Origin of the sequence: Lentzea pudingi, from assembly GCF_014646255.1 — a bacterium.
Lineage (GTDB): Bacteria > Actinomycetota > Actinomycetes > Mycobacteriales > Pseudonocardiaceae > Lentzea > Lentzea pudingi.
Genome location: NZ_BMNC01000011.1, coordinates 26,074 through 51,125, shown reverse-complemented (window position 1 = coordinate 51,125; position 25,052 = coordinate 26,074). Strand labels below are relative to the sequence as shown.

General features: G+C 69.4%; 20 protein-coding genes. 11 read left to right on the top strand and 9 right to left on the bottom strand.

Going from position 1 to position 25,052, the window contains the following annotated elements; translation table 11 throughout:
* Positions 1 to 217 precede the first annotated feature (217 nt).
* The gene (locus IEY88_RS30655) at positions 218 to 5,161 is read left to right on the top strand and encodes an NAD-glutamate dehydrogenase (protein WP_189158372.1); all 4,944 of its coding nucleotides are present in this window, start codon (positions 218 to 220) and stop codon (positions 5,159 to 5,161) included.
* A gap of 56 nt (positions 5,162 to 5,217) precedes the next feature.
* Here the strand turns inward: IEY88_RS30655 and IEY88_RS30650 are convergent, their stop codons facing one another.
* Complete coding sequence (locus IEY88_RS30650; protein WP_189158371.1) at positions 5,218 to 5,715, bottom strand: DUF2975 domain-containing protein; 498 nt, start codon at positions 5,713 to 5,715, stop codon at positions 5,218 to 5,220.
* An 85-nt stretch (positions 5,716 to 5,800) separates the two neighbouring features.
* On the opposite strand from IEY88_RS30650, the gene IEY88_RS30645 reads away from it, so the two are divergent.
* Entirely contained in the window at positions 5,801 to 6,232 is a 432-nt protein-coding gene (locus IEY88_RS30645; RefSeq protein WP_189158370.1) for an acyl-CoA thioesterase, read from the top strand.
* Entirely contained in the window at positions 6,225 to 6,851 is a 627-nt protein-coding gene (locus IEY88_RS30640) for a DUF8010 domain-containing protein (protein WP_189158526.1), read from the top strand. The genes IEY88_RS30645 and IEY88_RS30640 overlap by 8 nt, the downstream gene beginning before the upstream one ends.
* A gap of 48 nt (positions 6,852 to 6,899) precedes the next feature.
* On the opposite strand, the gene IEY88_RS30635 is transcribed toward IEY88_RS30640, so the two are convergent.
* From IEY88_RS30635 to IEY88_RS30620, 4 genes are all read right to left on the bottom strand, one after another.
* A complete protein-coding gene (locus tag IEY88_RS30635; RefSeq protein ID WP_189158369.1) occupies positions 6,900 to 8,492 on the bottom strand; it encodes a glycoside hydrolase family 13 protein in 1,593 nt (530 codons plus the stop codon).
* A gap of 57 nt (positions 8,493 to 8,549) precedes the next feature.
* Positions 8,550 to 8,933, bottom strand: coding sequence for a globin (locus IEY88_RS30630; protein WP_229693930.1), 384 nt, complete (start codon positions 8,931 to 8,933; stop codon positions 8,550 to 8,552).
* 141 nt (positions 8,934 to 9,074) lie between these two features.
* Positions 9,075 to 9,905, bottom strand: coding sequence for a mechanosensitive ion channel family protein (locus IEY88_RS30625; RefSeq protein WP_189158525.1), 831 nt, complete (start codon positions 9,903 to 9,905; stop codon positions 9,075 to 9,077).
* An 86-nt stretch (positions 9,906 to 9,991) separates the two neighbouring features.
* Positions 9,992 to 12,088, bottom strand: a complete 2,097-nt coding sequence (locus IEY88_RS30620; protein WP_189158367.1) for a prolyl oligopeptidase family serine peptidase — start codon at positions 12,086 to 12,088, stop codon at positions 9,992 to 9,994.
* A gap of 248 nt (positions 12,089 to 12,336) precedes the next feature.
* On the opposite strand from IEY88_RS30620, the gene IEY88_RS30615 reads away from it, so the two are divergent.
* Positions 12,337 to 12,909 carry an HNH endonuclease gene (locus IEY88_RS30615; protein ID WP_229693928.1) on the top strand — a complete coding sequence of 191 codons (573 nt, stop codon included), beginning with the start codon at positions 12,337 to 12,339 and terminating at the stop codon, positions 12,907 to 12,909.
* A gap of 16 nt (positions 12,910 to 12,925) precedes the next feature.
* Here the strand turns inward: IEY88_RS30615 and IEY88_RS30610 are convergent, their stop codons facing one another.
* On the bottom strand, positions 12,926 to 13,453 hold the full coding sequence (locus IEY88_RS30610; protein WP_189158365.1) for a DUF2345 domain-containing protein: 528 nt from the start codon (positions 13,451 to 13,453) through the stop codon (positions 12,926 to 12,928).
* 270 nt (positions 13,454 to 13,723) lie between these two features.
* Between IEY88_RS30610 and IEY88_RS30605 the strand changes: the two genes are divergently transcribed.
* The 3 genes from IEY88_RS30605 to IEY88_RS30595 are packed head-to-tail and all read left to right on the top strand — an operon-like array spanning position 13,724 to position 15,652.
* The gene (locus IEY88_RS30605) at positions 13,724 to 14,926 is read left to right on the top strand and encodes an MFS transporter (RefSeq protein ID WP_268241270.1); all 1,203 of its coding nucleotides are present in this window, start codon (positions 13,724 to 13,726) and stop codon (positions 14,924 to 14,926) included.
* Between the two features lie 20 nt (positions 14,927 to 14,946).
* The gene (ctaJ, locus tag IEY88_RS30600; RefSeq protein ID WP_189158363.1) at positions 14,947 to 15,192 is read left to right on the top strand and encodes an aa3-type cytochrome oxidase subunit CtaJ; all 246 of its coding nucleotides are present in this window, start codon (positions 14,947 to 14,949) and stop codon (positions 15,190 to 15,192) included.
* Positions 15,179 to 15,652: a DUF5130 family protein gene (locus IEY88_RS30595; protein WP_189158362.1), complete on the top strand. Its 474-nt coding sequence runs from the start codon at positions 15,179 to 15,181 to the stop codon at positions 15,650 to 15,652. Before ctaJ ends, IEY88_RS30595 begins: the two co-directional genes overlap by 14 nt.
* Positions 15,653 to 15,693: 41 nt before the next feature.
* Here IEY88_RS30595 and IEY88_RS30590 read toward each other — a convergent pair whose 3' ends face one another.
* The 3 genes from IEY88_RS30590 to pepN form a co-directional block, all read right to left on the bottom strand.
* Complete coding sequence (locus IEY88_RS30590; protein ID WP_229693927.1) at positions 15,694 to 16,329, bottom strand: GNAT family N-acetyltransferase; 636 nt, start codon at positions 16,327 to 16,329, stop codon at positions 15,694 to 15,696.
* On the bottom strand, positions 16,326 to 18,035 hold the full coding sequence (locus IEY88_RS30585; protein ID WP_189158361.1) for a GNAT family N-acetyltransferase: 1,710 nt from the start codon (positions 18,033 to 18,035) through the stop codon (positions 16,326 to 16,328). The genes IEY88_RS30590 and IEY88_RS30585 overlap by 4 nt, the downstream gene beginning before the upstream one ends.
* Before the next feature lie 74 nt (positions 18,036 to 18,109).
* Positions 18,110 to 20,671, bottom strand: coding sequence for an aminopeptidase N (pepN, locus tag IEY88_RS30580; protein ID WP_189158360.1), 2,562 nt, complete (start codon positions 20,669 to 20,671; stop codon positions 18,110 to 18,112).
* Positions 20,672 to 20,834: 163 nt separating this feature from the next.
* On the opposite strand from pepN, the gene IEY88_RS30575 reads away from it, so the two are divergent.
* From IEY88_RS30575 to IEY88_RS30560, 4 genes are all read left to right on the top strand, one after another.
* The gene (locus IEY88_RS30575; RefSeq protein WP_189158359.1) at positions 20,835 to 21,443 is read left to right on the top strand and encodes a mycothiol-dependent nitroreductase Rv2466c family protein; all 609 of its coding nucleotides are present in this window, start codon (positions 20,835 to 20,837) and stop codon (positions 21,441 to 21,443) included.
* Between the two features lie 185 nt (positions 21,444 to 21,628).
* Positions 21,629 to 22,981, top strand: a complete 1,353-nt coding sequence (locus IEY88_RS30570; RefSeq protein ID WP_189158358.1) for an aldehyde dehydrogenase family protein — start codon at positions 21,629 to 21,631, stop codon at positions 22,979 to 22,981.
* 41 nt (positions 22,982 to 23,022) lie between these two features.
* Positions 23,023 to 24,237 (top strand): GNAT family N-acetyltransferase, encoded by a 1,215-nt coding sequence (locus tag IEY88_RS30565; protein ID WP_189158357.1) that lies wholly within the window; start codon positions 23,023 to 23,025, stop codon positions 24,235 to 24,237.
* A gap of 57 nt (positions 24,238 to 24,294) precedes the next feature.
* Positions 24,295 to 25,032, top strand: a complete 738-nt coding sequence (locus tag IEY88_RS30560; RefSeq protein WP_189158356.1) for a hypothetical protein — start codon at positions 24,295 to 24,297, stop codon at positions 25,030 to 25,032.
* The last annotated feature ends 20 nt before the right edge of the window (positions 25,033 to 25,052 follow it).

Here is a 25,052-nt window from a genome sequence, read left to right as displayed (position 1 = left end):
GTGGGCCGACGGGGTGCGGGGGCGGCTGAGACCGCCGGTGCCCTGTCGTGTCCATGGAAGCGGAAAGCCTTGTCACCACTGATGATGTGACTCGATTCAGCCCACGATTCAGTGGTCCGTCAGTGCACCTCCCGTTGCCGGTGATCCCCGCCACCCCATCTATGGTGGGGCCGGACCCGGCACACAAAGGTGCCGGATAGCGTGGAGTCGCCTGAACATGACCTCGACTGGAGCCCCGACCCGAACCGACGACGTCTCCGCGGCCCCCGCCGCGGGTGATGGCAGTCCAACGGCCAGTCCTGAGCAGGTCCGTGACGAGCTGATCGAACGGGCCGCCGCCAATGCCCCCGAACTCGCTGACCTGATCCGCCTCTTCTACCGCCACGTGCCCGCCGAGGAAGTCAACGACGACGACCCGGTGGACCTGGTCGGTGCGGTGCGGTCGAACTACCAGCTCGCCGAGAGCCGCGTTCCCGGACGCGCCGCGGTGCGCATCCTCAACCCGACGCGCGGCGCTGACGGGTGGCAGTGTCCTGTCACCGTGGTCCAGGTCGTCACGGACGACATGCCCTACCTCGTCGACTCGGTCGCGTCCGAGCTCACGCGGGGTGGCGTGCAGGTGCATCGCGTCGTGCACCCGATCGTCGTGGTGCGGCGTGACCCGGTCACCGGTGCGCGCACCGAGGTGCTGCCGCTCGCCGATCCGGCCGATCCGCCCGCCGACGCGCTGGCCGAGTCGTGGATGAACATCGAGGTCGACCTCATCACCGACCCCGATCGCGCCCGCGAGCTCGAGACGCGGCTGCTGACGGTGCTGACCGACGTCCGCGAGGTCGTCGAGGACACCGACCGCATGGTCACGACGGCGCTGCAGCTGGCCGAGGAGCTGAAGAAGGACTCGTCCGAGGCCACGACGGACGGCTCGAACCTGCTGGAGTGGCTCGCGAACGGGCACTTCACGTTCATGGGCTACCGGCAGTACGAGCTCGTCGAGGAGGACGGTGAACCCGCGCTGCGGGCCGTGCTCGCGAGCGGTCTCGGCGTGCTGCGCCAGGACAGCCTCGCCGCGCGCAGCCTCACCGCCGGGCCGGACAACGGCGCGCAGGCGCTGAGCCCCGACCTGCTGGTGCTGACGCAGGCGAGCGCGCAGAGCAGCGTGCACCGCAGCGTCTACCCCTACTACGTGGGCGTGAAGACGTTCGACGCCAAGGGCAACGTCTCCGGCGAGCACCGGTTCCTCGGCATCTTCAGCACCACCGCGCTGCACGAGAACGTGCTGGACATCCCGGTGATCGAACGCCGCGTGCGCGACGTCATCCACCGCGCGGGCTTCCCGCTGCAGTCGTACTCGGGCCAGCGGATGCTCGAGGTCATCCAGAACTACCCGCGCACCGAGCTGTTCTCGGTCGACGCGGAGACGCTCTACCAGGTGACGACAGGTGTCATCGCGCTCGCGGAACGCCGCCGGCTGCGGCTGTTCCTGCGCCGCGACCCGTTCGGCCGCTTCTTCTCGTGCCTGGTCTACCTGCCGCGCGACCGCTACACGACGACGAGCCGCCTCGCGATGCAGGAGGTGCTGCTCGCCGAGCTCGGGGGTCTGAACCTCGAGTACAGCGCGCGCATCGGTGAGTCCGCTCTGGCCCGTGTGCACTTCATGGTGCACACGGATCCGGCGCGCACCCTCGACCCGGACGTCACGGCGATCCAGGCCAAGCTGGCCGAGGCCGTCCGCAGCTGGGACGACCGCATGGTCGAGGCCGTCGTCGGTGACGAGGGCGAGCTCGGCGCCGAGTCGGCGACCGAGCAGGGGCAGCGGTTCTCCACGGTCTTCCCGGAGGCCTACAAGGAGGACTTCCCGGCCAGCACGGGCCTCGAGGACTACCGGCGCATCGAGAAGCTCGTCGAGGGCGACCTCGACATGGTCTTCTACGTGCCGGAGGACGCCGAGCCCGGCGAACGGCGCTTCAAGCTCTTCGTGACCGGCGAGGGCATCACGCTCTCGGACGTGCTGCCGATGCTGCAGCGCATGGGCGTCATCGTGGTCGACGAGCGGCCGTACGAGATCGCCCGCGAAGACGGCGTGCAGTGCTGGATCTACGACTTCGGCCTGCGCATCGACAAGGCCGCGCTGGCCCAGCTGTCCGAGGCCGACCTCGAGAACGTGCGGGTGCGGTTCCAGGACGCGTTCGCCGCCGTCTGGCGCGGTGAGGCCGAGGTCGACCGGTTCAACTCGCTGGTGCTGCAGGCCGGGCTCACCTGGCAGCAGGCCGCGATGCTGCGCGCGTACGCGAAGTACCTGCGGCAGGCGGGCACGCCGTACTCGCAGGACTACATCGAGGACGCCGTGCTCAGCCACACGAGCGTGGCCATCGCGCTGGTCGCGTTGTTCGAGTCGCGGTTCGACCCGCGCCTGGACGACGCCACGCGCGCCGACCGCACCGAGACGATGGTCGTCGAGACCGGCAAGCTGATCGACGACGTCACGAGCCTCGACGCGGACCGGATCCTGCGCAGCCTGCTCACGCTGATCAACGCCACGCTGCGGACGAACTACTTCTTCCGCGACGCCAACGGCAACGGCCGGCCGTACCTGTCGGTCAAGCTCGACCCGCAGGCCATCCCGGACCTGCCGCAGCCGCGGCCGAAGTTCGAGATCTTCGTGTACTCGCCGCGGGTCGAGGGCGTGCACCTGCGCTTCGGCAGCGTCGCGCGCGGTGGTCTGCGCTGGTCCGACCGCCGCGAGGACTTCCGCACGGAGGTGCTGGGCCTCGTCAAGGCGCAGGCCGTGAAGAACGCCGTGATCGTGCCGGTCGGCGCGAAGGGCGGCTTCGTCGTCAAGAAGCCGATCGCCCCCACCGGCGACCCCGGCATCGACCGCGAGAACTTCATGTCCGAGGGCATCGCCTGCTACAAGATGTTCATCTCGGGCCTGCTCGACCTCACCGACAACCTGATCAACAACGAGGTCGTGCCCGCGTCGCAGGTCGTGCGCTACGACGCGGACGACACGTACCTGGTCGTCGCCGCGGACAAGGGCACCGCGACGTTCTCCGACATCGCGAACGGCGTGAGCCAGAGCTACGGCTTCTGGCTGGGCGACGCGTTCGCGTCCGGTGGCTCGATCGGTTACGACCACAAGGCCATGGGCATCACGGCCAAGGGCGCGTGGGAGAGCGTGAAGCGCTCGTTCCGCGAGCTCGACCTGGACACGCAGACCCAGGAGTTCACCGTCGTCGGCATCGGCGACATGTCCGGTGACGTGTTCGGCAACGGCATGATGCTCTCCGAGCACATCCGGCTCGTGGCCGCGTTCGACCACCGGCACATCTTCATCGACCCGAACCCGGTCGCGGCGAGCTCGTTCGCCGAACGCGTCCGCCTGTTCACCGTGCCGCGCTCGTCGTGGGACGACTACGACCGCTCGCTGATCAGCGAGGGCGGCGGCATCTTCCCGCTCGCCTCGAAGTCGATCCCGATCTCCGAGCAGGCCCGCGTCGCGCTGGGGCTGCCCGAGGGCGTCGTGAAGCTGTCCCCGCCGGAGCTCAAGAAGGCGATCCTGCTCGCGCCGGTCGACCTGCTCTGGAACGGCGGCATCGGCACGTACGTCAAGGCGTCGACCGAGACGCACGCCGACGTCGGCGACAAGGCGAACGACTCGATCCGCGTCGACGGCAACGAGCTGCGCGTCAAGGTCGTCGGTGAGGGCGGCAACCTGGGTCTGACCCAGCGCGGCCGCATCGAGTTCGCCCGCAACCAGGGCAGGGTCAACACCGACGCGCTCGACAACTCCGCGGGCGTCGACTGCTCCGACCACGAGGTCAACATCAAGATCCTGCTGGACCAGCTGGTCCGGGAGGGTTCGGTGGAGCAGCAGCAGCGCAACGAGGTCCTCGCCGAGATGACCGACGAGGTCGGCGAGCTCGTGCTGGCGGACAACTACTCGCAGAACAACGTCCTCGGCGTCAGCCGGGCGCACGCCGCCCCGATGCTGTCGGTGCACGCGCGTTTCACGGCCGATCTGGAGGCTCGCGGCGCGCTCAACCGCAAGCTGGAGGCGCTGCCGAGCGCGGCGGAGTTCAAGGCACTGGAGAAGAACGGCCAGGGCCTCACCTCGCCGGAGCTCTGCACGCTGCTCGCGTTCACCAAGCTCACGCTGAAGGAAGAGCTGCTCGCGAGCGACATCCCGACGATCGACACGTTCACCCGCAAGCTCCCGGACTACTTCCCGAGCCTGCTGCGCGCCCGCTTCGGCGCCGCGATTCCGAACCACCCGCTGGCACGGCAGATCATCACCACGGTCGTCGTCAACGAGGTCGTCGACGGCGGTGGCATCTCCTTCGCCTTCCGCCTGGCCGAGGAGATGAGCGCGTCGGCGACGGACGCGGTCCGCGCGTACGCCGTCGTCACCCAGGTCTTCGACCTGCCGCAGATCTGGCGCGAGATCCAGGCGCTCGACACCGCGGTGGGGACCGACGTCCAGGACAGCATGGTCCTCGAGACCCGCCGCCTGCTGGACCGCGCGTCCCGCTGGCTGCTCTCCAACCGTCCCCAGCCGCTCGCGGTCGGCTCCACGATCAACCGCTTCCGCGGCGTGGTCGAGCAGCTCAGCCCCTTCGCCTTCGAACTGTTGCAGGGCAAGGAACTGGCCGTCGTCGCGGGCAAGGCGGAGCGGTACGTCGAACAGGGCGTACCGGCCGAGCTGGCCCGCAAGGTGGCCGCGCTGCTCTACATGTACGGGCTGCTCGACGTCACCGAGATCGCCGAGCTGGCCGAACGCGAGTTCGGCCCGGCCGGTGGGGCGGGTCCGGAGCGCACGCACCGCGAGACCGCCGAGCTGTACTTCGCGCTGTCCGACCACCTCGACATCGACCACATGCTGGACTCGGTGACGAGCCTGGAGCGCGGCAACCGCTGGCACGCCCTGGCCCGGCTGGCACTGCGCGACGACTTCTACTCGTCGCTGCGGGCCATCTCGGTCGACGTGCTGCGGGCGAGCGACGAGGACGACACGGCGACCGAGAAGATCGCCAAGTGGGAGCAGGCCAACGCCTCCCGCCTGGCTCGCGCCCGCGGCGCGCTGGAGGAGATCAACCGGGTCCACCAGCTGGACCTCGCGACCCTCTCCGTCGCCGCCCGTCAGGTGCGGAGCATGGTCAGGTAAGAGCAACGAGAAACCGGGGCGCCGCGGAATCCCCTCCGCGGCGCCCCGGCGCGTTCTCAGGCGACCTGCTCCAGTTCGGCGCGCTGGTCGATCGCTCGGCCGAGCCACTGCCGGCCGACGAAGACCAGCAGGGCGACTCCGACCGCCGCGACCGTGCCGACAGCGGATCCCATCCACAGCCCCAGGACCTCCATGCCGTCCGCGGGGGACGGGATGTCGGTGAACGTGACGTAGACGAACAGCCACGCGAGCACCAGGGCACCCGCGGCGATGGCGCCGATCGCGATGTTCGTCCACGTGAGCGCACCGGACTCGAACACGGTGCCCTCGCCCGCCCTGTGCAGCATTCCGCCCAGCGCCACCGCGAGAACCTGAAGGCACGCCACGAAAACGACCGCCGACACCACGAACGGCAGTCTCACCGACTCGTAGGGCGGGAAGTTCTCGACCTCGTTCGCCGCGGTCCCCGGAATGATCGCGACCTGGGCGAACACCCCGCCGAGGAACGCCATGGCGAGCAGAGCCTGCAGGAAGACCACCACTACACGAGACATGAATCGAGTATCGAGAGCTGCCTATCGATTTTCAATCGGCTGGTGTGGAGGTCCTGTGAAGGTCCGTGAACGGTAGGGTCCCTGCATGGGTGTCTTCGTCACGGGTGTCCGGCCTCGATGGTCGGACATGGATGCGTTCGGCCACGTCAACCACGCGAACACGGTGACGTTGCTGGAAGAAGCCCGGATCGAGCTGCTGTTCACCGAGGCCGCCCGCCACGGGGTCAAGGAACTGGCCGAGGGCATGGTCGTGGCGAAGCTCGTGGTCGAGTACCTGGCGCCGATCGTGTTCAACGGCGAGCAGGTCCAGGTGGAGATGTCGGTGCGGGAACTGAAAGCCGCTTCGCTGACGCTCGACTACGTGGTGCGCGTCGGGCGCGACGCGAACAGCCCGGTGGCGGTCAGGGCCGAGACGCTTCTGGCGCCCTACAACGTGACTACCGCACGACCGCGCAGGCTGACCGAGGCCGAGCGCGACTTTCTCGCCGGGTGGCGTGCAGGGGGAAATGGTGCCTGAACTGGTGTTGGCCGACGCGGCCGAGAGAGACGACCTGGGTGCGTTCGCCGCGCGGGCGGTGCGGCTCGAGGCGCAGAGCGTCGTGCGGCTGCGCAACCGCGACGAGGAGCGGCTCGACGCGTGGGTGGCCACGCCGTTCGACGCGCTCGCGACGCGAACCGTTGCGGGACAAGCGATTCCGGCGGACGTCACGGTGTCCGGCTCGGAGCTGCTGACGGGCCTCGCGGTCATGCGCGACGAACGCATCGACCCGGGACCCGCCAAGGACCTGATGTGGCGCACGGCCCTGCCGCCCGCCGAGGGCTGGCTGATGGTCGACCGGCTGCCGGTCGAGGTCGTCGCGAAGCTCGCGGACGAGGGCGTCGAGGTGGCGCGGGAGAACACCGGGCCGCAGGGCACGCCGCCGGCCTCGTTGCTGGATCAGACGGTGCTGACCGTCAGCGGGTCCGGCCTCGACGTCAAGATCCCGCTGCGGGTCCTGTTCGCGTTGTCGGGCATGGGTTTCCTCGGCGACGACGGTGACGTGCGGGTGACCGCGACCGACTCGTGGCTGCGCATCGACGCCCGCTTCGGCGCGGTGGTCCGGCGGCGCCACTCCATGCTGCCGCTGATCGTCTGACGAACCGGAAGGGCGGCCACCGGGTGGTGGCCGCCCCTCAGAAGCGGATCAGACGAGCCAGACGGCCGTGTCGGGCGGCAGCTGGTCGCCGTCCATCGGACCGGACGACAGCAGCACCTGGCCGGGCGGCAACGGCACGGACGCGCCCGAGGTGTTGAGGGCGCAGATCAGCCCGCCACCCTTGCGCCGGAACGCGAAGCACCCGGCCGGGGCGCCGTACCACTCGAGCTCGTCGCCGGCGAACGACGCGTTGGACTTCCGGTGCTCCAGCGCCTCGCGGTAGAGCGAGAGCATCGAGCCCGGGTCCTCCAGCTGTGCCTCGGCCGTGAGGTGGTCCCACTCGTTCGGCTGCGGCAGCCAGGTGTTCACGGCCGTCGAGAACCCGAACGGCGGGCTGGTGCCCTCCCAGGGGATCGGCACGCGGCACCCGTCACGCCCGCGCTCGGTGCGCCCGGAACGCTCCCAGGTCGGGTCCTGCAGGGCCCAGTCCGGCAGCTCCACGTTCGGCAGGCCGAGCTCTTCGCCGTTGTAGAGGTAGATGACGCCCGGCAGTGCCAGCTCGACCAGCGTCATCGCGCGGGCCCGCTTCTCGCCGGCCGCGCCGCCGCCGTACCGCGTCACGTGGCGCACCACGTCGTGGTTGGACAGCGTCCAGGTGGCGGGGGTGCCGCTCAGGGCGACGGCGCCGAGCGAGTGCTCGATGGCCGTGCGGACGGCGTCGGCGTCGAAGCCGGCCTCGACCAGCCGGAAGTTGAAGCCCAGGTGCAGCTCGTCGGGGCGGACGTAGGCGGCGAAGCGCTCGTCGTCCTTCACCCAGATCTCGCCGACGGCCATGGTGCCGGGGTAGCCGTCCATGACCTTGCGGATCATGCGGTGGATCTCGTGCACGCCGTCGTTGTCGAACCGCGGGTCGTGCACGTCGTCGCTCAGCACACCCGGGATCTGCGTGCGGATCTCCATGTCCGGCAGGCCTTCCGGCTTGGCCATGCCGTGCGCCACGTCGATGCGGAAGCCGTCGACACCGCGGTCGAGCCAGAACCGCAGCGTCTGCTCCAGGTCGGCGCGGACCTCCGGGTGCTCCCAGTTGAGGTCGGGCTGCTCCGGCGCGAACAGGTGCAGGTACCACTGGCCGTCCGGCACGCGGGTCCACGCGGGACCGCCGAAGACGGACACCCAGTTGTTCGGCGGCTGCGAGCCGTCGAAGCCGCGGCCCTCGCGGAAGATGTAGCGGGCGCGCTCCATGCTGCCGGGACCGGCCTGCAGCGCCTCCTGGAACCACACGTGCAGGTCGCTCGAGTGGTTCGGGACCAGGTCGACCGTCACGCGGATGTTGTGCTCGTGCGCGTCCGCCACCAGCCGGTCGAACGCGGCCAGGTCGCCGAACAGCGGGTCGACGTCACGCGGGTCGGCCACGTCGTAGCCGTGGTCGGCCATCGGCGAGCGGTAGAACGGGGTGAGCCACAGGGCGTCCACCCCGAGCAGTTCGAGGTAGCCGAGGCGGGAGCGGATGCCGTCGAGGTCGCCGACGCCGTCGCCGTTGGAGTCGGCGAAGGAACGCACGTAGACCTGGTAGAAGACGGCGTCACGCCACCAGGCGGACTCTTCGGCGATCTCAGGGGTGAGGTCGGAGGATCGGCGCACGGGGGGTCATCCTGCCATTCGTCTCGCTGCTAAAGGACCCGAACGGGTGACGGGCGGTCAGGAAAAGCTGTTCATCAGACTGTTCGCCGCCATCTCCATGTAGTCCCAGAGCTGCTTGCGGTGAGCCTCGTCCAAGCCGGCCTCGTCGACGGCGATCCTCATGCAGCGCAGCCACGCGTCCCGCTCGATCGGTCCGATCTTGAACGGCACGTGGCGCATCCGCAGCCGCGGGTGGCCCCGGTTGTCCGAGTAGGTGTGGGGGCCGCCCCAGTACTGCATCAGGAACAGCCGCAGCCGTTCCTCCGCAGGTCCGAGGTCTTCTTCCGGGTACAGGGGGAGGAGGACCTCGTCGGACTTCACCTCTTTGTAGAAGCGCGCGACGATGCGGTGGAACGTCTCCTCGCCACCGACCTGTTCGAAGAAGCTCACGGGGTTTCCCACACACCCATCCTGACTCACGCGGGCCACCGCGCGCAGGGCACCCCGGCTGTTGGGTGCGCCATAGGGGTGTGAACTGGCAGGACGCCGGGTGATCATCGTCTCGAATGGGTGTTCTAACTCACCCGGCACCTGCGTTTGGAGCTATTTCGCGGTGAAACCGGCTTCTTCCAGCGCCGGCATCAGCTGCGCGCGCAGGTTGCGCTGGACCGCCCACTGACGGCCGGGACGCGTCTTCGCGGTGACCCGCAGGGTGATGCCCTCCGGCGTGAACTTCTCGACGCCGAGCACCTCGGGCTTGGCCGTGATGTCGGCCTTCAGCGGGTCCTTGTCGGCCACCTCGCGGACTGTGCGGTCGAGCACCTGGGTGGCCTCGGCGAGGTTCGCGCCGTAGCTCAGCGGCAGGTCGACGACCGCGACCGCGAAGCCCTGCGACGAGTTGCCGACGCGCAGGATCTCGCCGTTGCGGACGTACCAGACGGTGCCGCCGGTGTCCCGGATCGTGGTGGTGCGCAGCGCGACGGCCTCGACGGTGCCGGTCGCAGGGCCCAGGTCCACGACGTCGCCGACGCCGTACTGGTCCTCCAGCAGCATGAACATGCCGGCCAGGAAGTCCTTCACCAGGTTCTGGGCGCCGAAACCGATGGCGACGCCCAGGATGCCCGCCGAGGTCAGGATCGGCGTGATGTTGATGCCCACCACGATCAGGATCTCGAGGAAGGCGATGCCGAAGATCATGATCGTGACGATGGACTTGAGCACCGAGCCGATCGTCTTCGCGCGCTGCTCCCGGCGCTCGGAGATCAAGTTTCCGAGCGCCTGAGGGGCCCGCTCGCGCAACGGCTTGAGGAGTCCCGGCTTCCTGCCTTCCTTGCCGGGCGTGGTGATCCGGTCGATGACCTTGCGCAGCAGAGCCCTGATCACGACGGCGGCGATCAGGATCACGATGATCTTGATCGCGCCCGTGAGGATCATCGGGCCGTACTTGTCGACGAAGGTGACCGCCTCAGCAGCCTTGTTCGTGACGTCATCCACGGGACTGGTCACCTGGTCGTGCCCTCCTACAACTCCATGCCGGTGGCATTCGCGAGAAACGTCAGCTGGTCCACGGCGAGAGCCACCGTCCGGCTGACCGACCTGCCCGCGTGACCGACCTCGGTCTCGCGGCGGATCAGCACGGGGTGCTTGGTCGGATCACTTGACGAAGCGTGCTGCAGCGCCGCGCACATCTTCCTGGCGTGGTTGGGGTCCACACGAGAATCCGACTCGAACACCGTGAACAACACAGAAGGGTACTCAACGTCCGTTACCACTTGGTGATAAGGCGAGTAGGAGAGCAGCCAGCCCAGCTCCTCGGAAACGCTTGCGCTGCCGTACTCGTCGGCCCACAACCGTCCGAGCAGGAACTTCTCGTAGCGCACCATGTCGAGCAGTGGCGCTGAGCACACCACGGCCGCGTACAGCTCGGGCCGCTGCGTCAGCGCGGCGCCCACGAGCAGACCGCCGTTGGAGCCTCCCATGATCGACAGCTGCTGCGGCGTCGTCCACCCGTCGCGCACCAGGCGTTCCGCCGCGGCGTGGAAGTCGTCGAACACGTTCTGCTTGTTGGCGCGCATGCCGGCGACGTGCCAGTCCTCGCCTTCCTCGTCGCCGCCGCGCAACGACACGTGCACCCACACGCCGCCCGCCTCGACCCACGCGAGCGTGGTCGCGCTGTAGCCGGGGCCGCGTCCGATCGCGAAGCCGCCGTAGCCGGTGAGCAGCGTGGGACGGGGCAGGTCGGGCTTCTGCTCGCCGCTGACGACGAACATCCGGACCGTCGTGCCGTCCTTGGACTCGTACGCGATCTGCTGCGTGGTGACGGCCGGCAGCTCGACGCGGCCCGGTGCGGCCTCGTGCAGCACCGTCTCACCGGTCGCCTTCGAGAACCGGAACACCGACTGCGGCGTCACGAAGTCCGTCCACCCGAACCACAGCGTGTCCTGGTCGTGCGTGGTCAGGGCGTCCACAACGGACATGCCGTGCAGCGAACCCGTGCCGGGCAGCGGGATCTCCCGCTGGTGCGCGCCGGTCGCGGCGTCGTGCAGGTGCAGCTCGGACACCGCGTGCCGGGTGCGCAGGACGACCAGGTCGCCGTTCATCCAGCGCACGCCGTCGAGGACCGAGTCCGGCTCCTCGGCGATGAGCTCGGTCCACTCGGTGGGGCGCGCGGGGTCGGCGACGCAGAGCCGCTGCCGGGGCGCGCCGTGGTTGGTGTGCAGGTAGAGCCTGCCGTCGCGGGCGACGAACGCGGAGCACTGCACGCCGGCGTCGGTGAGGATCACGGGCTCGAGCTCGCCGTCGCCGTGCAGGTCGGCGATCCACACGGAGTCGTGCTTGAGCGTGCTGGGCGCGCCGCTCACGACGAGCCAGCGGCCGTCCTGCGAGACGGTGAGCGAGTAGTAGAAGGTGTGCGCCTCGCCGTCGCCGTGCACGTTGAGGTCGGTCTCCGGGTCCGTGCCGACGCGGTGGCGCCACACGCGGCGGTGGAACAGCTTCTCGTCCTCGGGCAGCAGGGCCGGGTCGAGCTGGCGCACGTAGTAGAACTCCTCGCCGCCCGGCAGCCAGCCGACGGAGGAGTAGCGGCACCGGTCGATCGGACCCTCGACGTGCTCGCCCGTCGTGACGTCCAGGACGTGCAGCAGCGAGTGCTCGTTGCCGCCGACGGACACCTGGTAGGCGAGGCGTTCGCCCTCGATGCTGGGGGACCAGCTGTCCAGGGTGGTCGCACCGGACGGGTCGAGGACGCTGACGTCGAGCAGCACGCGCTCGGTGCCGTCGCTCTCGCGCACCACGACGACGGGGTGGTCCTGCTCGGGGCCGCGGCGGGTGAAGAACGCCCTGCCCGCGCGCCAGACCGGCGTGGACACCGAACCCGTGCGCATCAGCTCCCTGAGCCGCTCGCCCAGGCGTGCGCGGCCGGGCATCGCGTCCAGCCAGGAGCGCGCGAGCACGTCCTGCGCCTGCGACCACTCCGCGGTGCGGGGGTCTGCCGTGTCCTCGAGCCAGCGGTACGGATCGGCGACTGCGCGCCCGTGGAGCTGCTCGGTGAGGTTTAGCCGCTCGGCGATCGGGTAGGAGATCGTCGCAGGCAGTGGAGTGGAGGGTGCCTCTGTCACCTTGTCAAGGGTAGCGGGCTCTTGAAAACCATCTCCGTTAGGGAGCTGGTTCACCCCAGGTTCGATCACGCATCCGTGACACGTCACTTATCACACGTGATTTTTTCCTGGTAAGTGTGGTCTCCTATGGCTGAACCGGTGGAGGTGGTCGCGTGCCAGACCGACAACCGACCCCTATCGGCGGCTCGCTTTCGAGCGAGGCGGCGCCGACGGTCCCCCCATGCCGAAATCAGCCCGAGCTCCGGGTCGTGCCGGATGGGGATCGAGATGGGGGAGGTCCCGGTCCGACGCCGGCGGTTTTCCCCTGGGGAAGACGCAAGGTCCTGCTGCTGAACGCCACGTTCGAGCCGCTCACGGCGTTGTCACTGCGCCGGGCGGTCGTCCTCGTGGTCTGCGGGAAAGCCGAAGTCGTGCACGGGGACGCCTCCGGGCTGGTGCTGCACTCGTCGAAGTCCGAGGTGCTCGTGCCGTCCGTGATCCGGCTGAGCTCCTACGTGCGCGTTCCTTATCGCGGCCGCGTGCCGATGACCCGTGCCGGGCTCATGCACCGCGACCGTTATCGCTGCGCCTACTGCGGCGGGCGGGCCGAGACGATCGACCACGTCGTGCCGCGCTCGCGTGGCGGACCTCACACCTGGACCAACTGCGTCGCCTGCTGCGCGAAGTGCAACCACCGCAAGGCGGACAAGCTGCTGTCCGAACTGGGCTGGCGGCTGCGCGTCGTTCCGGCGGCGCCGCGGGGCCCGCACTGGCGGTTGCTCGCCGGCGTGGCCGAGGCTGATCCGCAGTGGTTGCCGTACCTGGGTGAACCGGCGGCCTGAGCCGAGGTGCGGGGTCTCAGGCCGCGAGGGAGAAGTCGTCCTGGCGTGCCGTGATGCGCACGGAGTCGTCGAGCGCGGTGATGCGGACGCTGTCGTCGTGGGCCGTGATGCGCACGGAGTCGTCGTGGGCCGTGATGCGCACGCTGTCGTCCATCGTGATCCGCACCGAGTCGTCGTGCGCGGTGATGCGGACGCTGTCGTCGTGCGCGGTGATGCGGACCGAGTCGTCCATCGTGATCCGCACGGAGTCGTCGTGCGCGGTGATCCGGACCGAATCGTCCATGGTGATCCGGACCGAGTCCTCACGCGCAGTGATCCTGACGGAATCCTGCTGAGCGGTGATCCGAACGGAGTCCTCACGGGCAGTGATCCGGACAGAATCGGCACACGTGATCCTGACCGAATCGCTCGCCGTGATGCGGACCGAGTCCGCCATGGTGATGCGCACGGAGTCGCGGGCGGTGATCCGCACCGAACCGGCCGCGGTGATCCGAACGGAGTCGTCCATCGTGATCCGGACGGAGTCACTCGCGGTGATACGCACTGAATCATCCTTGTAGCTCGGAAGAGTGAAGGTCACGGCCTCGGGGCGGGTCATCGTGAACATTTTGTGTCCTCCAGCTCGCTCGGGGCGGGTGCGCAAGACCCGTATAGGTGAAAAGCTAAGAGGTGGGTGTTCCGGGAACAAGACCCCAAACCGGCACCCGTTCGCCGCCGTCCGGGTGAGGCCTGACCGGGTGTAACCGCTGCGCCGCACGAGAGCACTCGTTGGCCTTACTGGCCGGTATGGACACGCTCTGTAGCGTTCAACCTGATGGAACGTGACGTGCGTCATACGGCAAAAGGCGTGCATGGACGGGGTTTCCGAGCGCTCACCGGAGCTTGGGCGGTGTCGCTCGTGGGCGACGGCGTGCGCCTCGTCGCGCTGCCCTTGTTCACGGCCGCGAGCACCCGCAGCCCGCTCGCGGTGTCCGCTGTGGCCGTCGCGCTCACCCTGCCCTGGTTGCTCGTCGCACTGCCCGCGGGCGCCCTTGTGGACCGTTGGCGACCGAGAACCGTTGTCGTCGTGGCACATTGGCTGCGCGCCGGGGTGACCGGAACGCTCGCCTTCGCCGTCCACACCGGACACGCGACGGTCGTCGCCTTGTGCGCCACGGCTTTCGTGCTGACCTCCGCGGAGACGTTCGCGGACTCGGCGTCCCAGGTGTTGCTCGTCGAGCTCGCGGGGCCGGGCGAGCTCGAGGCGGCCAACGGACGGTTCGTGACGGTCGAGACCATCGGCATGGACCTGGCGGGTCCGCTGGCCGCCGCGGCGCTCTTCTGGTGGGCTCCGGCGGCCTGCTTCGCTCTCGACGCGGTCTCGTTCGTCGTCGCCGCGGTGCTCGCGTCCCGCGTGCCGGACGTCGCTCCGGAACGCTCCGGGAGTGATCTTCGTGGACAGCTCGCCGAGGGTGCCCGGTTCCTCGTGCGGACCCCTGGCCTGCGGTCACTGGTAGTTGCCGTTGCAATCACAGCTGTGTGCGCGGCCGCGATCAACGCCATGCTGGCGCTCTACTCCATCCAGGTGCTCGGCCTCGCCGAACCGGTGGTTCCGCTGCTCGTAGTGTGCATGGCGGCCGGTGCTCTGCTAGGCGCCTGGGCGTCCCCGCGGCTCGCGGCGCGGTGGGGTTCGGGCCGGGTCATGGCCTGCTTCCTCGCGTTGCTCGGCGCCGGGTTCGCGTTGTTCGGCCTCACGCCGTGGCTGACTGTGGCGTTGCTCGCGTGCGTGCTGTTCGGCGTGGCGTCCGCCGGGTGGAACGTGCTGTCCGCGACCCGGCGGCAGCGGCTCACGCCCGGCCCGATGATGGGTCGTGTGACCAGCGCTTATCGGGTGCTCGCCTGGGGTCTCTCGCCGTTGGGCGCGGGCCTCGCCGGGCCGCTCGCGAACGCCACGTCGCTCGGCACCGTCTACGTCGTGGCGGGCTCGATCGTGGGATTGACCGCGATCTTGCTGGCCCGGCCGCTCGTGCGCGGCTGAGTTCGGCTACCGTACCCGCCGTGACCATCGTGGAGACCGTTCTCGTCTTCGCGCTGATCCCGCTGGCCATTTACGGCGTGATCACGCTGCTGACGGTGAGGCCAAAGGCCACCCGGATTCCCCGGTACCGGCCCGGCCAGGAGTGGGGCTACGCCCCGGTGTGGTGGAGCGCGAACCCGGCTGGGTTGAGCGCGGAGCACCACAGCGCCGCCGAGCCCGGTACCTCGGGCTCGACCGCCAAGGGAGGCGCACGTGGCAACTGGTAAGGCGATCGTGGCCGTCGACCCGTCGACGCTGCCCCTCGGTTCCGTCGTGACGAACAGCGGTCGTGTGTCCGCGGCGAAGATGTACGAGCCGCACGCGCCGGAGCTGCCGTTCACGCCAGCCCAGCTCGCGCAGCTGGACGAGGCGCTGACGCTCTCCAGCCGCACCACGGGCCTCGACTTCAGCGTGTACCTGGGTGAGCTCGGCTCGAACGCGCACGAGCGCGCGCAGGAGCTGCACGGTTCCACCGAGCGTCCGTCGCACCACGTCCTGCTGGCCGTGTCGCCGGGCGAGCGCGTCGTCGAGATCGTGACGGGCGAGGAGTCCCACCGCCGTCTCGCCGACCGCAGCGCCAAGCTCGCCGTGATGAGCATGGTGGCGTCCTTCAAGGAGGGCGACCTCGCGGGCGGCCTCGTGTCGGGTCTGCGCATGCTGACCGACCAGGCGGGCAACCGTTCCTGATCTTCCCCTGAACGCCCCCGGCACGCCGCCGGGGGCGTTTTTCACGCGCTGACCTCGTTGCGCGCCACCACGAGGTCGGAGATCTTCTCCCAGCCGAGGCTGCGGTAGAGGTGCACGCCCTCGGTCGACGAGAACAGCAACCCGGTCGTCGCCCCGTCCCGCGCCGCCTCTCGCGCAAGCGTTCCCATCACGACGCTGCCGAGCCCACGCCGGCGGTGTGCCTCCGCGGTCTCGATGCGGTGCGCGACGGCGTCCTGACCGACGACGGCCATCAGCCCGCTGGCCGCCACCTCGTCGTCCGCCAGCACCTCGACCTTGACCACCGGGTCCCTGGTGACCCGCACCGAGTAGCCGGCGGGTGGTGCGGAGAACGGGTGGCCGGCGAGCGGGCGTCGCATGAACGTCTCGTCCGGCCGTGCGACGACCAGGCCGGCGGCCTCCACCTCGGCGACCGCCTTCGCCGGCGAGTGCGTGGGAACGCTCAGCCAGCTCGGTTCCGCGCTGGCGGCGACGACCTCGGCGATCGCACGGGTCCGCGTGTCGTCTGTGGCGATCCACTCGTACATCCGGTGCGACCGGTTCACGTGGACGACCAGGTGACCGTCACGCCATGCCGACGTCAGCCCGTCGGCCGCGATCCAGCCGCGGTGCCAGCGTTCCACCAGTTCGCCGATCATGCTTTCCTCTCGCCGTTGGCCGCGATCACGACGTCGGAGATCGTGTCCCAGCCCAGTTTCCGGTACAGGTGCAGGCCGTCCGGGGTCGCGAACAGCAGTCCCTCGTTCGCGCCCGCCTTGACCGCTTCCCTCGCCAGCACGCCCATCACGACGCTGCCGAGCCCGCGCCGCCGGTGCTCCGGTTTGGTCGCGATCCGGTGCGGCACAGCGTCTTCACCCACGACGGCGATCAGACCGCTCGCGGCCTCCTCGCCCTCGAACGTCACCACGACCTCGATCACGTCGTCCTCCGGCCTCACGCGCACCGAGTAGCCGTCGGGAGGTTTCGGCGCGGGGTGGTCGAACAGGCCGCGCCGCAGGAACGTCTCCCGTCCGCGCGCGACCAGCCCGGCCTGCTCGACCACCTGCGTCACCTCGTCCGGTGAGTCCGTCGCCACCGTCAGCCAGGTCGGCACGGACTGGAGCTCGACGTCCTCGGCGTGCTGCGACACGTTCGCGTCACCCGCGAGGATCCGTTCCTCCTCCCGGCCGGGCAGATCGGCCCAGACGTGCCAGTTGTCCAGCAGGTCGTGCGGCTCGACCTGCTCCGCCCTGGCCCAGCCGGCGATCCAGCGGTCGACGAACGCGCCGAGCTCCACGCACCGGTCGAGGCGGTCGGCCAGGTCCGGTGTGGACGATTCCAGCACCACGTCGACCCCGTTGCGCCGCAGGTTCTTCAGCAGTCCGAGGAAGTAGTCGGGCATGGCCTGGAACGCCACGCCGGGCTCGTGCCACACGAGCGTGATGCCCGGCACGAACCACCACTCCTCGTACATCCCGGTGATCGCGTAGACGCTGCCCAGGAACCGGCCGGGCCCGACCAGTGCCTCGCTCAGCGCGAGGTGCAGGCCGAACTCGTCCGTGGCGTGCCTGCCGTCGACGTGGTGCACCCCGGCCGTGGGACGCGTGCGGGGTGCTTTGGCGGCGATCTCGTTCCACCACATGCGGCCCTCGGGGCTCAGCGGCGCCCACAGGTTCCGTTCGGCCGGAACGCCTTCCATCCAGACGCGCCACGCCCCGCGAGCGGCCGGAGTGGGGCGTTGGCCCACCACCCAGTCGTCGTTGTAGCGGGACTGGTCGAGCACGACGTCGAAGAGTCCTTCACCCGCAGCGGACGGGTGCACCGACGCGACGTCCAGCGCCACCCCGGCGTGCGTCACGATCCGGCCGTCGCGGTCCAGCGCGCGCAACCCCACGTACGGGCCTCGGTCTGGGTCGGGTTCCGCGGGCCGGATGCGGCCGGGGTTGTCGCAGCCGATGAGCGTCACCGGCGGCCAGACGCTCTCGAACGAGCGCGGAAACCCTTCCACGACACGGCATGTGCCGGTTTCGCGCAGGTCCTTGTACAGCGTGTAGGTCGGGGCCGTGTGGAAGTCGCCGTCGATCAGCTGGGTCACGCAGGCGCTGGCGACGAGATCACCGCCGGGCAGTTCGGCGTGCACGACCAGATCGGCCAGGAGCCACCACTGCGAGCCCGAGATGCCGAGGTGGAAGTCGCCGCTGAGTTCGGCAGCCGCGGCCGTGCACCCGCGCAGCACCAGCCGTTCGCGCTCGGGCGGCACGGGATCGGCGAACAGACCGTCGACGTCCACGACCCGTGCCAGGACCTCGTCGACGAACTCGCCGTCGTCGAGCCACCAGCGCACGACCTCGTAGCGAAACCTCACCGGACCTCCCCAGGAGACGCTAACGCGAAGCCCCGCAACGCGCGAACACATTGCGGGGCTTCACGAGCACTACGTCAGGAGCGGTCGAACTCCTGGGCGGCCAGGGCCCGCACGATGCCCGCGCGACCCTCGGACACCAGGCGGTGCAGGGCAGGCGGGTGCTCGTCGGCCAGCCACGCGTCGGCGGCGTCCACAGTGGACCTCGTGATCGACCACGCCGGGAACATGCCCACGACCATCGACTGCGCGCGCTCGGAGGTGCGGCGGTCCCACACGCCCTTCACGTCGCGGAAGTAGCGCTCGACGTACGGCGCGAGCAGCTCCTTCTGGCCGGGGTGCGAGATGCCCGCGATGATCGCCTCGCTGACCGCGTTGGGCAGGTCGTCGTCGTTGACCGCACGGTCCCAGGCCTCGTCCTTGGCCTCGGCCGTGGGGCGCAGCGCACGGGTGGACTGGGCGCGGCGGTGACCGGTGGAGGTCGGGTCGCGCTCCTCCTCGGCGTTGATCTCCGGCAGACCGGCCTTGCCGTGCGCGACGAGGGCCTGCAGCAGGCGCCAGCGCAGGTCGGTGTCGACCTCCAGGCCCTCCAGCTCGGCGGAGCCGTCGTACCAGCCGCGCAGGACGTCCACAGTGGAATCGTCGAGCACCGAGGAGGCCAGCGCGTTCACGAACGCCAGCTGGTGGTCGGAGCCCGGCTCGGCCGCCTGCGCCAGTTCCAGCGCCTTCGCCACGAACCGGCGCCAGCCCTCGGCACGCCACGAGTCGTCCGCGTAGGACGACAGCGAGGTCTGCGCCTGCAGCAGAAGCCGTTGCACCACACCGACCTCGGACTCGGAGCCCAGGCCGCCGAGCACCAGGTTCACGAAGTCGCGGGCCTTCAGCTCGGCCTCGCGCGTCATCTCCCAGGCGGCCGACCAGCACAGCGTGCGGGGCAGCGGCTCGGCGATGTCGGAGATGTGGTCGATCAGCCCGGCCAGCGAGTCCGGGTCGAGGCGCATCGTGCAGTACGTGAGGTCGTCGTCGTTGACCAGCACGATCTTGCCGCGGTGCACGCCGACCAGTTCGGGGACCTCGGTGCGGTCGCCCGTCACGTCCAGCTCGTGGCGGTGCGTGCGGACGAGCTTGCCCGAGCCGTCGTCGTCGTAGACGCCGATCGCGATGCGGTGCGTGCGCAGTTCGCCGGCACCCGGACGCGCGCCACCCTGCAGCACGGCGAACTCGGTGAACCTGCCCTGCGCGTCGACGGTGAACTTGGGGCGCAACAGGTTCAGGCCCGTCGTCTCCAGCCACTGCGCGCTCCACCACGACAGGTCACGGCCCGACGCCTCTTCCAGCGCGCCCAGCAGGTCGGCCAGCGTGGCGTTGCCCCAGGCGTGCTTCGCGAAGTAGACCCGCAGGCCCGCCAGGAAGTTCTCCAGCCCGACGTACGCGACGAGCTGCTTGAGCACCGAGGCGCCCTTGGCGTAGGTGATGCCGTCGAAGTTGACCTCGACCGCCTGCACGTCCGAGATGTCGGCGGCCACGGGGTGCGTGCTCGGCAGCTGGTCTTGCCGGTACGCCCACGACTTCTCGATCTTCGCGAACGTCGTCCAGGCCTGGCGGTACTCGGTGGCCTCGGCCTGCGCGAGCACGGACGCCCAGGTGGCGAACGACTCGTTCAGCCACAGGTCGTCCCACCAGCGCATGGTCACCAGGTCGCCGAACCACATGTGCGCCATCTCGTGCAGCACGGTCTCGGCGCGGCGCTCGTAGAGGTAGCGGGTGACGCGGCTGCGGAAGACGTAGTCCTCGAGGAACGTGACGCAGCCCGCGTTCTCCATCGCGCCCGCGTTGAACTCCGGCACGAAGCACTGGTCGTACTTGCCGAACGGGTACTGCACCCCGAACGCCTTGTGGAAGAACCCGAAACCCTGCTTGGTCTCGGTGAACAGCCGCTCGTGGTCCATGTGGGGAGCGAGCGAGGCGCGGCAGTAGATGCCGAGCGGGATCCGGAAGTCACCCTCGACGAACTCGTCGCGCCACTCCGCGTAGGGACCGGCGACCAGGGCCACGATGTAGGTCGACATCGGCTTGGTGGTGGCGAACGTGTGCACGTCCGCGCCGCCCTCGCCGTCCTCGGTGGCGGTGATCTCGCCGTTGGAGATGACCTTCCAGTCGTGCGGCGCCGTCACCTTCATCGAGTAGACGGACTTGAGGTCGGGCTGGTCGAAGCACGCGAACATGCGCTTGGCGTCCGCGGTCTCGAACTGGGAGTACAGGTACACGCCGCCGTCGACCGGGTCGACGAACCGGTGCAGGCCCTCGCCGGTGTTCATGTACCGGCAGTCGGCCTCGATGGTGAGCTCGTTGGTCTCCGCGAGGTCCGGCAGGGGTACGCCGTCCTCCTCGCGGTACCCGGAGACGTCGAGTTCGCTTCCGTTGAGCACAGCGCGGTGCACGGTCGCCGCCACGATGTCGATCCACGAGGAAGCACCCGGAGTCCGGCTGCGGAACACCACTGTGGTGGTGGAGCGGAACGTGTCCGAACCGGGCTTTCCGCCACCGTCGGTCAGGTCCAGCTCGATCCGGTAGGACTCCACTTCCAGCAGCTCAGCACGGTCCTGAGCCTGGTCGCGGGTGAGGTTGGGCGCGGCCACTGGTCACCTCGTCTGCCACGCGTTTGGTTACGCGCTGACGTCGTCGGGAATGGTTATGACTCCCGCATCCAATCACGGAACCGGCGCTCGGGAAGAGATGACAGGGTGATCTGGTTGGGCTGATGGGGCGATAACGCCACCGACCGTCACTAAAGGGGCACGCATGACCGACAAGGCGAAGGTCGACTTCTACTTCGACCCTCTTTGCCCGTTCGCCTGGATCTCCTCCCGGTGGATCCTCGAGGTGGAGAAGGTCCGCGACATCGACCTGAGCTTCCACGTGATGAGCCTCGCCGTGCTGAACGAGGGCCGCGACCTGCCCGAGCAGTACCGGGAGCTCATGACCAAGGGCTGGGGCCCGGTTCGCGTGGCCATCGCCGCGGAGCAGAAGTTCGGCAACGAGGTGCTGCCGAAGCTGTACACCGCGATGGGCACGCGCATCCACAACGAGGGCAACCAGGACTTCGACGAGGTCATCAAGCTGGCGCTGGCCGACGCCGAGCTGCCGGCCGAGCTCGCCGAGGCCGCGCACTCGACCGAGTACGACGAGGCGCTGCGGGCGTCGCACCACCGCGGCATGGACCCGGTCGGCATGGACGTCGGCACGCCGACCATCCACATCGACGGCGTCGCGTTCTTCGGCCCGGTGCTGACGAAGATCCCGCGGGGTGAGGAGGCGGGCACCATCTTCGACGGCGCCCGGATGCTCGCCGGCTTCCCGTACTTCTTCGAGCTCAAGCGGACCCGTTCGGGTGACCTCGACTTCAGCTGACGCCTTCGCGGGCTTTGCCTGAGTTTTCTGTCAGGGGTCCTGGCTAGCGTCGACGACATGGCACACCACCACGTCGAAGTCGCGGGTCAGGGCCCCTGGCCGTTGGCGCGCGTGACCCCCGCCCTCAGATGTGACAGGCTGACCCGTTGTCAGCGAATTGGTGTCACATCCGCCTGGAGGCTCTCGTGATCGAGGTCGTCAACCCCGCCACCGAGGAAGTCATCGGCACGCTCGCCGAGGGCACCCCGGCCGACGTCAACGCCGCCGTGGCCGCCGCGGTCAGGGCCTTCCCGGCCTGGTCGGAGACCTCGGCGGAGCAGCGGGCGAAGGTGGTCCGGGCGATCATCGAGGGGCTGAGGGAGCGATCCGGCGAACTGGCGGCGACCATGACGCGCGAGATGGGCACGCCCCTCACCTTCAGCCAGAAGGTGCAGGTCGTGAGCCCCGTCGCCATCGCGGAGGGTGTCGCCGACGTCGTGGAGGGCGGCTACTTCGAGCCGGAGGAGATCGGCAACTCGCTGGTCTTCCGCGAGCCGATCGGGGTGGTCGCGGCCATCACGCCGTGGAACTTCCCGCTGCAGCAGATGGTCGCGAAGGTCGTGCCGGCGCTCGCGGCGGGCAACACCGTGGTGCTCAAGCCCAGCGAGCTCGCGCCGCACACGGCCGACCTGCTGGCCGAGATCGTCGCGAAGGTCACGCCCGAGGGCGTGTTCCAGCTGGTGCACGGCACCGGGGGAACGGTCGGCGAGGCGTTGGCCGCGCATCCGGACGTGGACATGGTGTCGTTCACCGGTTCCACGAAGGCCGGGCGCCGGGTGTCGGCGGTGGCCGCGGAGACGGTGAAGCGGGTCGCGCTCGAGTTGGGTGGCAAGTCCGCGTGCGTCGTGCTGGACGACGCCGACCTCGGGCGGGCGGTGAAGATCGCGGTCGCGAACTCGTTCATGAACAACGGGCAGGCGTGCAGCGCGTGGACCCGGCTGCTGGTTCCGGCGGATCGGCACGACGAGGCCGTCGAGCTGGCCGCCCAGGCCGCGAAGAAGTACGTGCCGGCGGATCCGGGGGAGCCGTCCACGCGGATCGGGCCGGCGGTGTCGAAGGCGCAGCGCGACCGGGTCGTCGGGTACATCCGCAAGGGTGTCGAGGAAGGCGCGACGCTGGCCGCCGGTGGGCCGGACGCGCCGTTGCCGCAGGGGTTCTACGTCGCGCCGACGGTGTTCGGCGGGGTGACGCCGGAGATGACGATCGCGCAGGAGGAGATCTTCGGGCCGGTGCTGTCGGTCATGCCGTACACCGACGAGGCCGACGCGGTGCGGATCGCGAACTCCACCATCTACGGGCTCGCGGGTGCCGTGTTCTCCGCAGACACCGAGCGCGCACTCGGGATCGCCAGAAAGCTGCGGACCGGGCAGGTCGACATCAACGCCGCCGCGTTCAACACGAGCGCGCCGTTCGGCGGGTACCGGCAGTCGGGCAACGGGCGTGAGTTCGGGAAGTTCGGGCTCGACGAGTTCTGCGAGGTCAAGTCGGTCCAGCGGTAATTGGGCTGCGAGTCGCGCCGCACCCGCGTATCACTGCTGGCATGGCTGACTCTGCGCTGAGCATCCGGACCATCGGCGAATCCGACCTCCCCGACTTCCAGCGGGTGATGGCCTGGGCCTTCCTCGGCGACGCGCTGGGGGAGGACAGCAAGTGGCTCAAGGCCCTCGAACGGGACCGGGCGCACGCGGTGTTCGACGGCGACGAGATGATCGGCACCGGCGGGGTCCTGACCCGCGAGATCACGGTTCCGGGTGGTCGTCAGGCCCCGGCCGGCGCGGTGACCGTGGTGGGGGTGAAGCCCGGTCATCGGCGTCGTGGCGTGGCGTCGTTGCTGATGAAGACACAGCTGCACGGCATGCACGAGAGTGGCGAGCCGCTCGCGATGCTGTGGGCGTCGGAAGGCTCCATCTACCGCAGGTTCGGCTACGGCGAGTACGCGACGAGCATTGCCATGCTCACGATGCCCACGCGTATGCCGTTCCATCCCAACGTGCACGTCAGCGACACACGGATCCGTCAGGTGTCGCGAGAAGAAGCGCTCCCCGTCATGCGTGAGTTCTACGAACAGGTGTGGAGCACGCGGGTCGGTTGGCTGAGCCGCGTCGAGCACACCTGGGACGTGCAGCTCGCGGACCGCGAGGTCGACCGCGACGGCCTCACCTCGTACCGCTACTGCCTGCATCCCGAGGGCTACGTGGTCTTCCGGGTCAAGGCGAACGGCGACCCGAGCGGACCGGCCAACGAACTGCACGTGCGTGAGCTGGTCTGCACGACCGAACAGGCCTACGCCGACCTCTACCGGTTCCTGCTGGACATGGACCTCGCCGCGTCGATCTCCTTCTACACCGCTTGGGACGACCCGATCCTGCACATGGTCGACAACCCGCGGAAGGTCCGCCGCGAAGCCTCGGACGCGTTGTGGATGCGCATCGTCGACATCGACCGCGCCCTGCCGCTGCGCACGTACTCGTCCGATGTGGACAGTGTGCTGGAGGTCGAGGACTCGTTCTGCCCGTGGAACTCCGGCAAGTGGCGCCTCACCGTCAAGGGCGGCGAGGCGACGGTCGCGCGCACCGAGGACGCGGCGGACGTGTCGCTGGACATCGCCGCACTCGGCAGCGCTTTTCTCGGTGGTGCACGGCTTTCCGTGCTCAGGCGCGCACACCGCGTGGTCGAGCACACGCCCGGACACGTGGACGCGCTGACGATTGCGTTCCTCGGCACACACGAGCCGCACTGCCCCGAGGTGTTCTGACGGAACTCACGGCGGTGCTCGCTCGTTGACGGTTCACCTGGTGTGGGAGGTAAAGCCGTGGGCACCATCGTGTGGGTCGTAGTGCTGGTACTGCTGGTCGCAGGCGTGTTCTACCTGGTCAGCCAGAGCAACGCGCGCAAGGCGCGGGAGCTCGACGACGCCAAGGCGGAAGCGCGCCGCTGGGTCGAGCGGCTGGGTGGGCAGGTGATGAGCCTCACCGGCAGCAACACCGCGTCGACGCAGGCGATGGCGGACGCGTCCGAGCGCTTCACCGCCGCCGGGTCCCAGATGGAGCAGGCCCGTACGATCCCGCAGGCCAGGTTGGTCACCGAGACCGCGATGGAAGGCCTGCACTACGTGCGCGCGGCGCGGGAGGCCATGGGCATGGACCCCGGTCCCGCGCTGCCCGAGAGCGCGGGTCAGAAGCAGGCGGGTGCCGTCAGCGAGGACCGTCAGGTCAGCGTCGAGGGCCACCAGTACGCCGCGTCGGCGCAGTCCGGCCAGGGCACGCCCTACTACTACCCCGGTGGCATGGTCGCCGGACGTCCGGTGCCGCGTGGCTGGTACTCCGAGCCGTGGTGGAAGCCCGCGCTCGTGGCCGGCGCATGGGGCGTGGGCACGTTCCTGCTGATGGACGCCATGTTCTCCGGCATGCACGGCGTCGGCGACTACGGCATGGGCGACGTCGGCATGGGCGACGTCGGCATGGGCGACATGGGCGGCGCCTCCGACGTGGCCGACATCCCCGACTCCGGCGGCTTCGACTTCGGCGACATGGGCGGGTTCGACTTCTAAGTGCTCATCAACTGAGCACT

Excerpts from the sequence above, each read along its gene's own strand:
- IEY88_RS30655 (WP_189158372.1), top strand. The coding sequence starts at position 218 with ATGACCTCGACTGGAGCCCCGACCCGAACCGACGACGTCTCCGCGGCC.
- IEY88_RS30650 (WP_189158371.1), bottom strand. The coding sequence starts at position 5,715 with ATGTCTCGTGTAGTGGTGGTCTTCCTGCAGGCTCTGCTCGCCATGGCG.
- IEY88_RS30645 (WP_189158370.1), top strand. The coding sequence starts at position 5,801 with ATGGGTGTCTTCGTCACGGGTGTCCGGCCTCGATGGTCGGACATGGAT.
- IEY88_RS30625 (WP_189158525.1), bottom strand. The coding sequence starts at position 9,905 with ATGATCCTCACGGGCGCGATCAAGATCATCGTGATCCTGATCGCCGCC.
- IEY88_RS30605 (WP_268241270.1), top strand. The coding sequence starts at position 13,724 with ATGGAACGTGACGTGCGTCATACGGCAAAAGGCGTGCATGGACGGGGT.
- IEY88_RS30590 (WP_229693927.1), bottom strand. The coding sequence starts at position 16,329 with ATGATCGGCGAACTGGTGGAACGCTGGCACCGCGGCTGGATCGCGGCC.
- IEY88_RS30575 (WP_189158359.1), top strand. The coding sequence starts at position 20,835 with ATGACCGACAAGGCGAAGGTCGACTTCTACTTCGACCCTCTTTGCCCG.
- IEY88_RS30565 (WP_189158357.1), top strand. The coding sequence starts at position 23,023 with ATGGCTGACTCTGCGCTGAGCATCCGGACCATCGGCGAATCCGACCTC.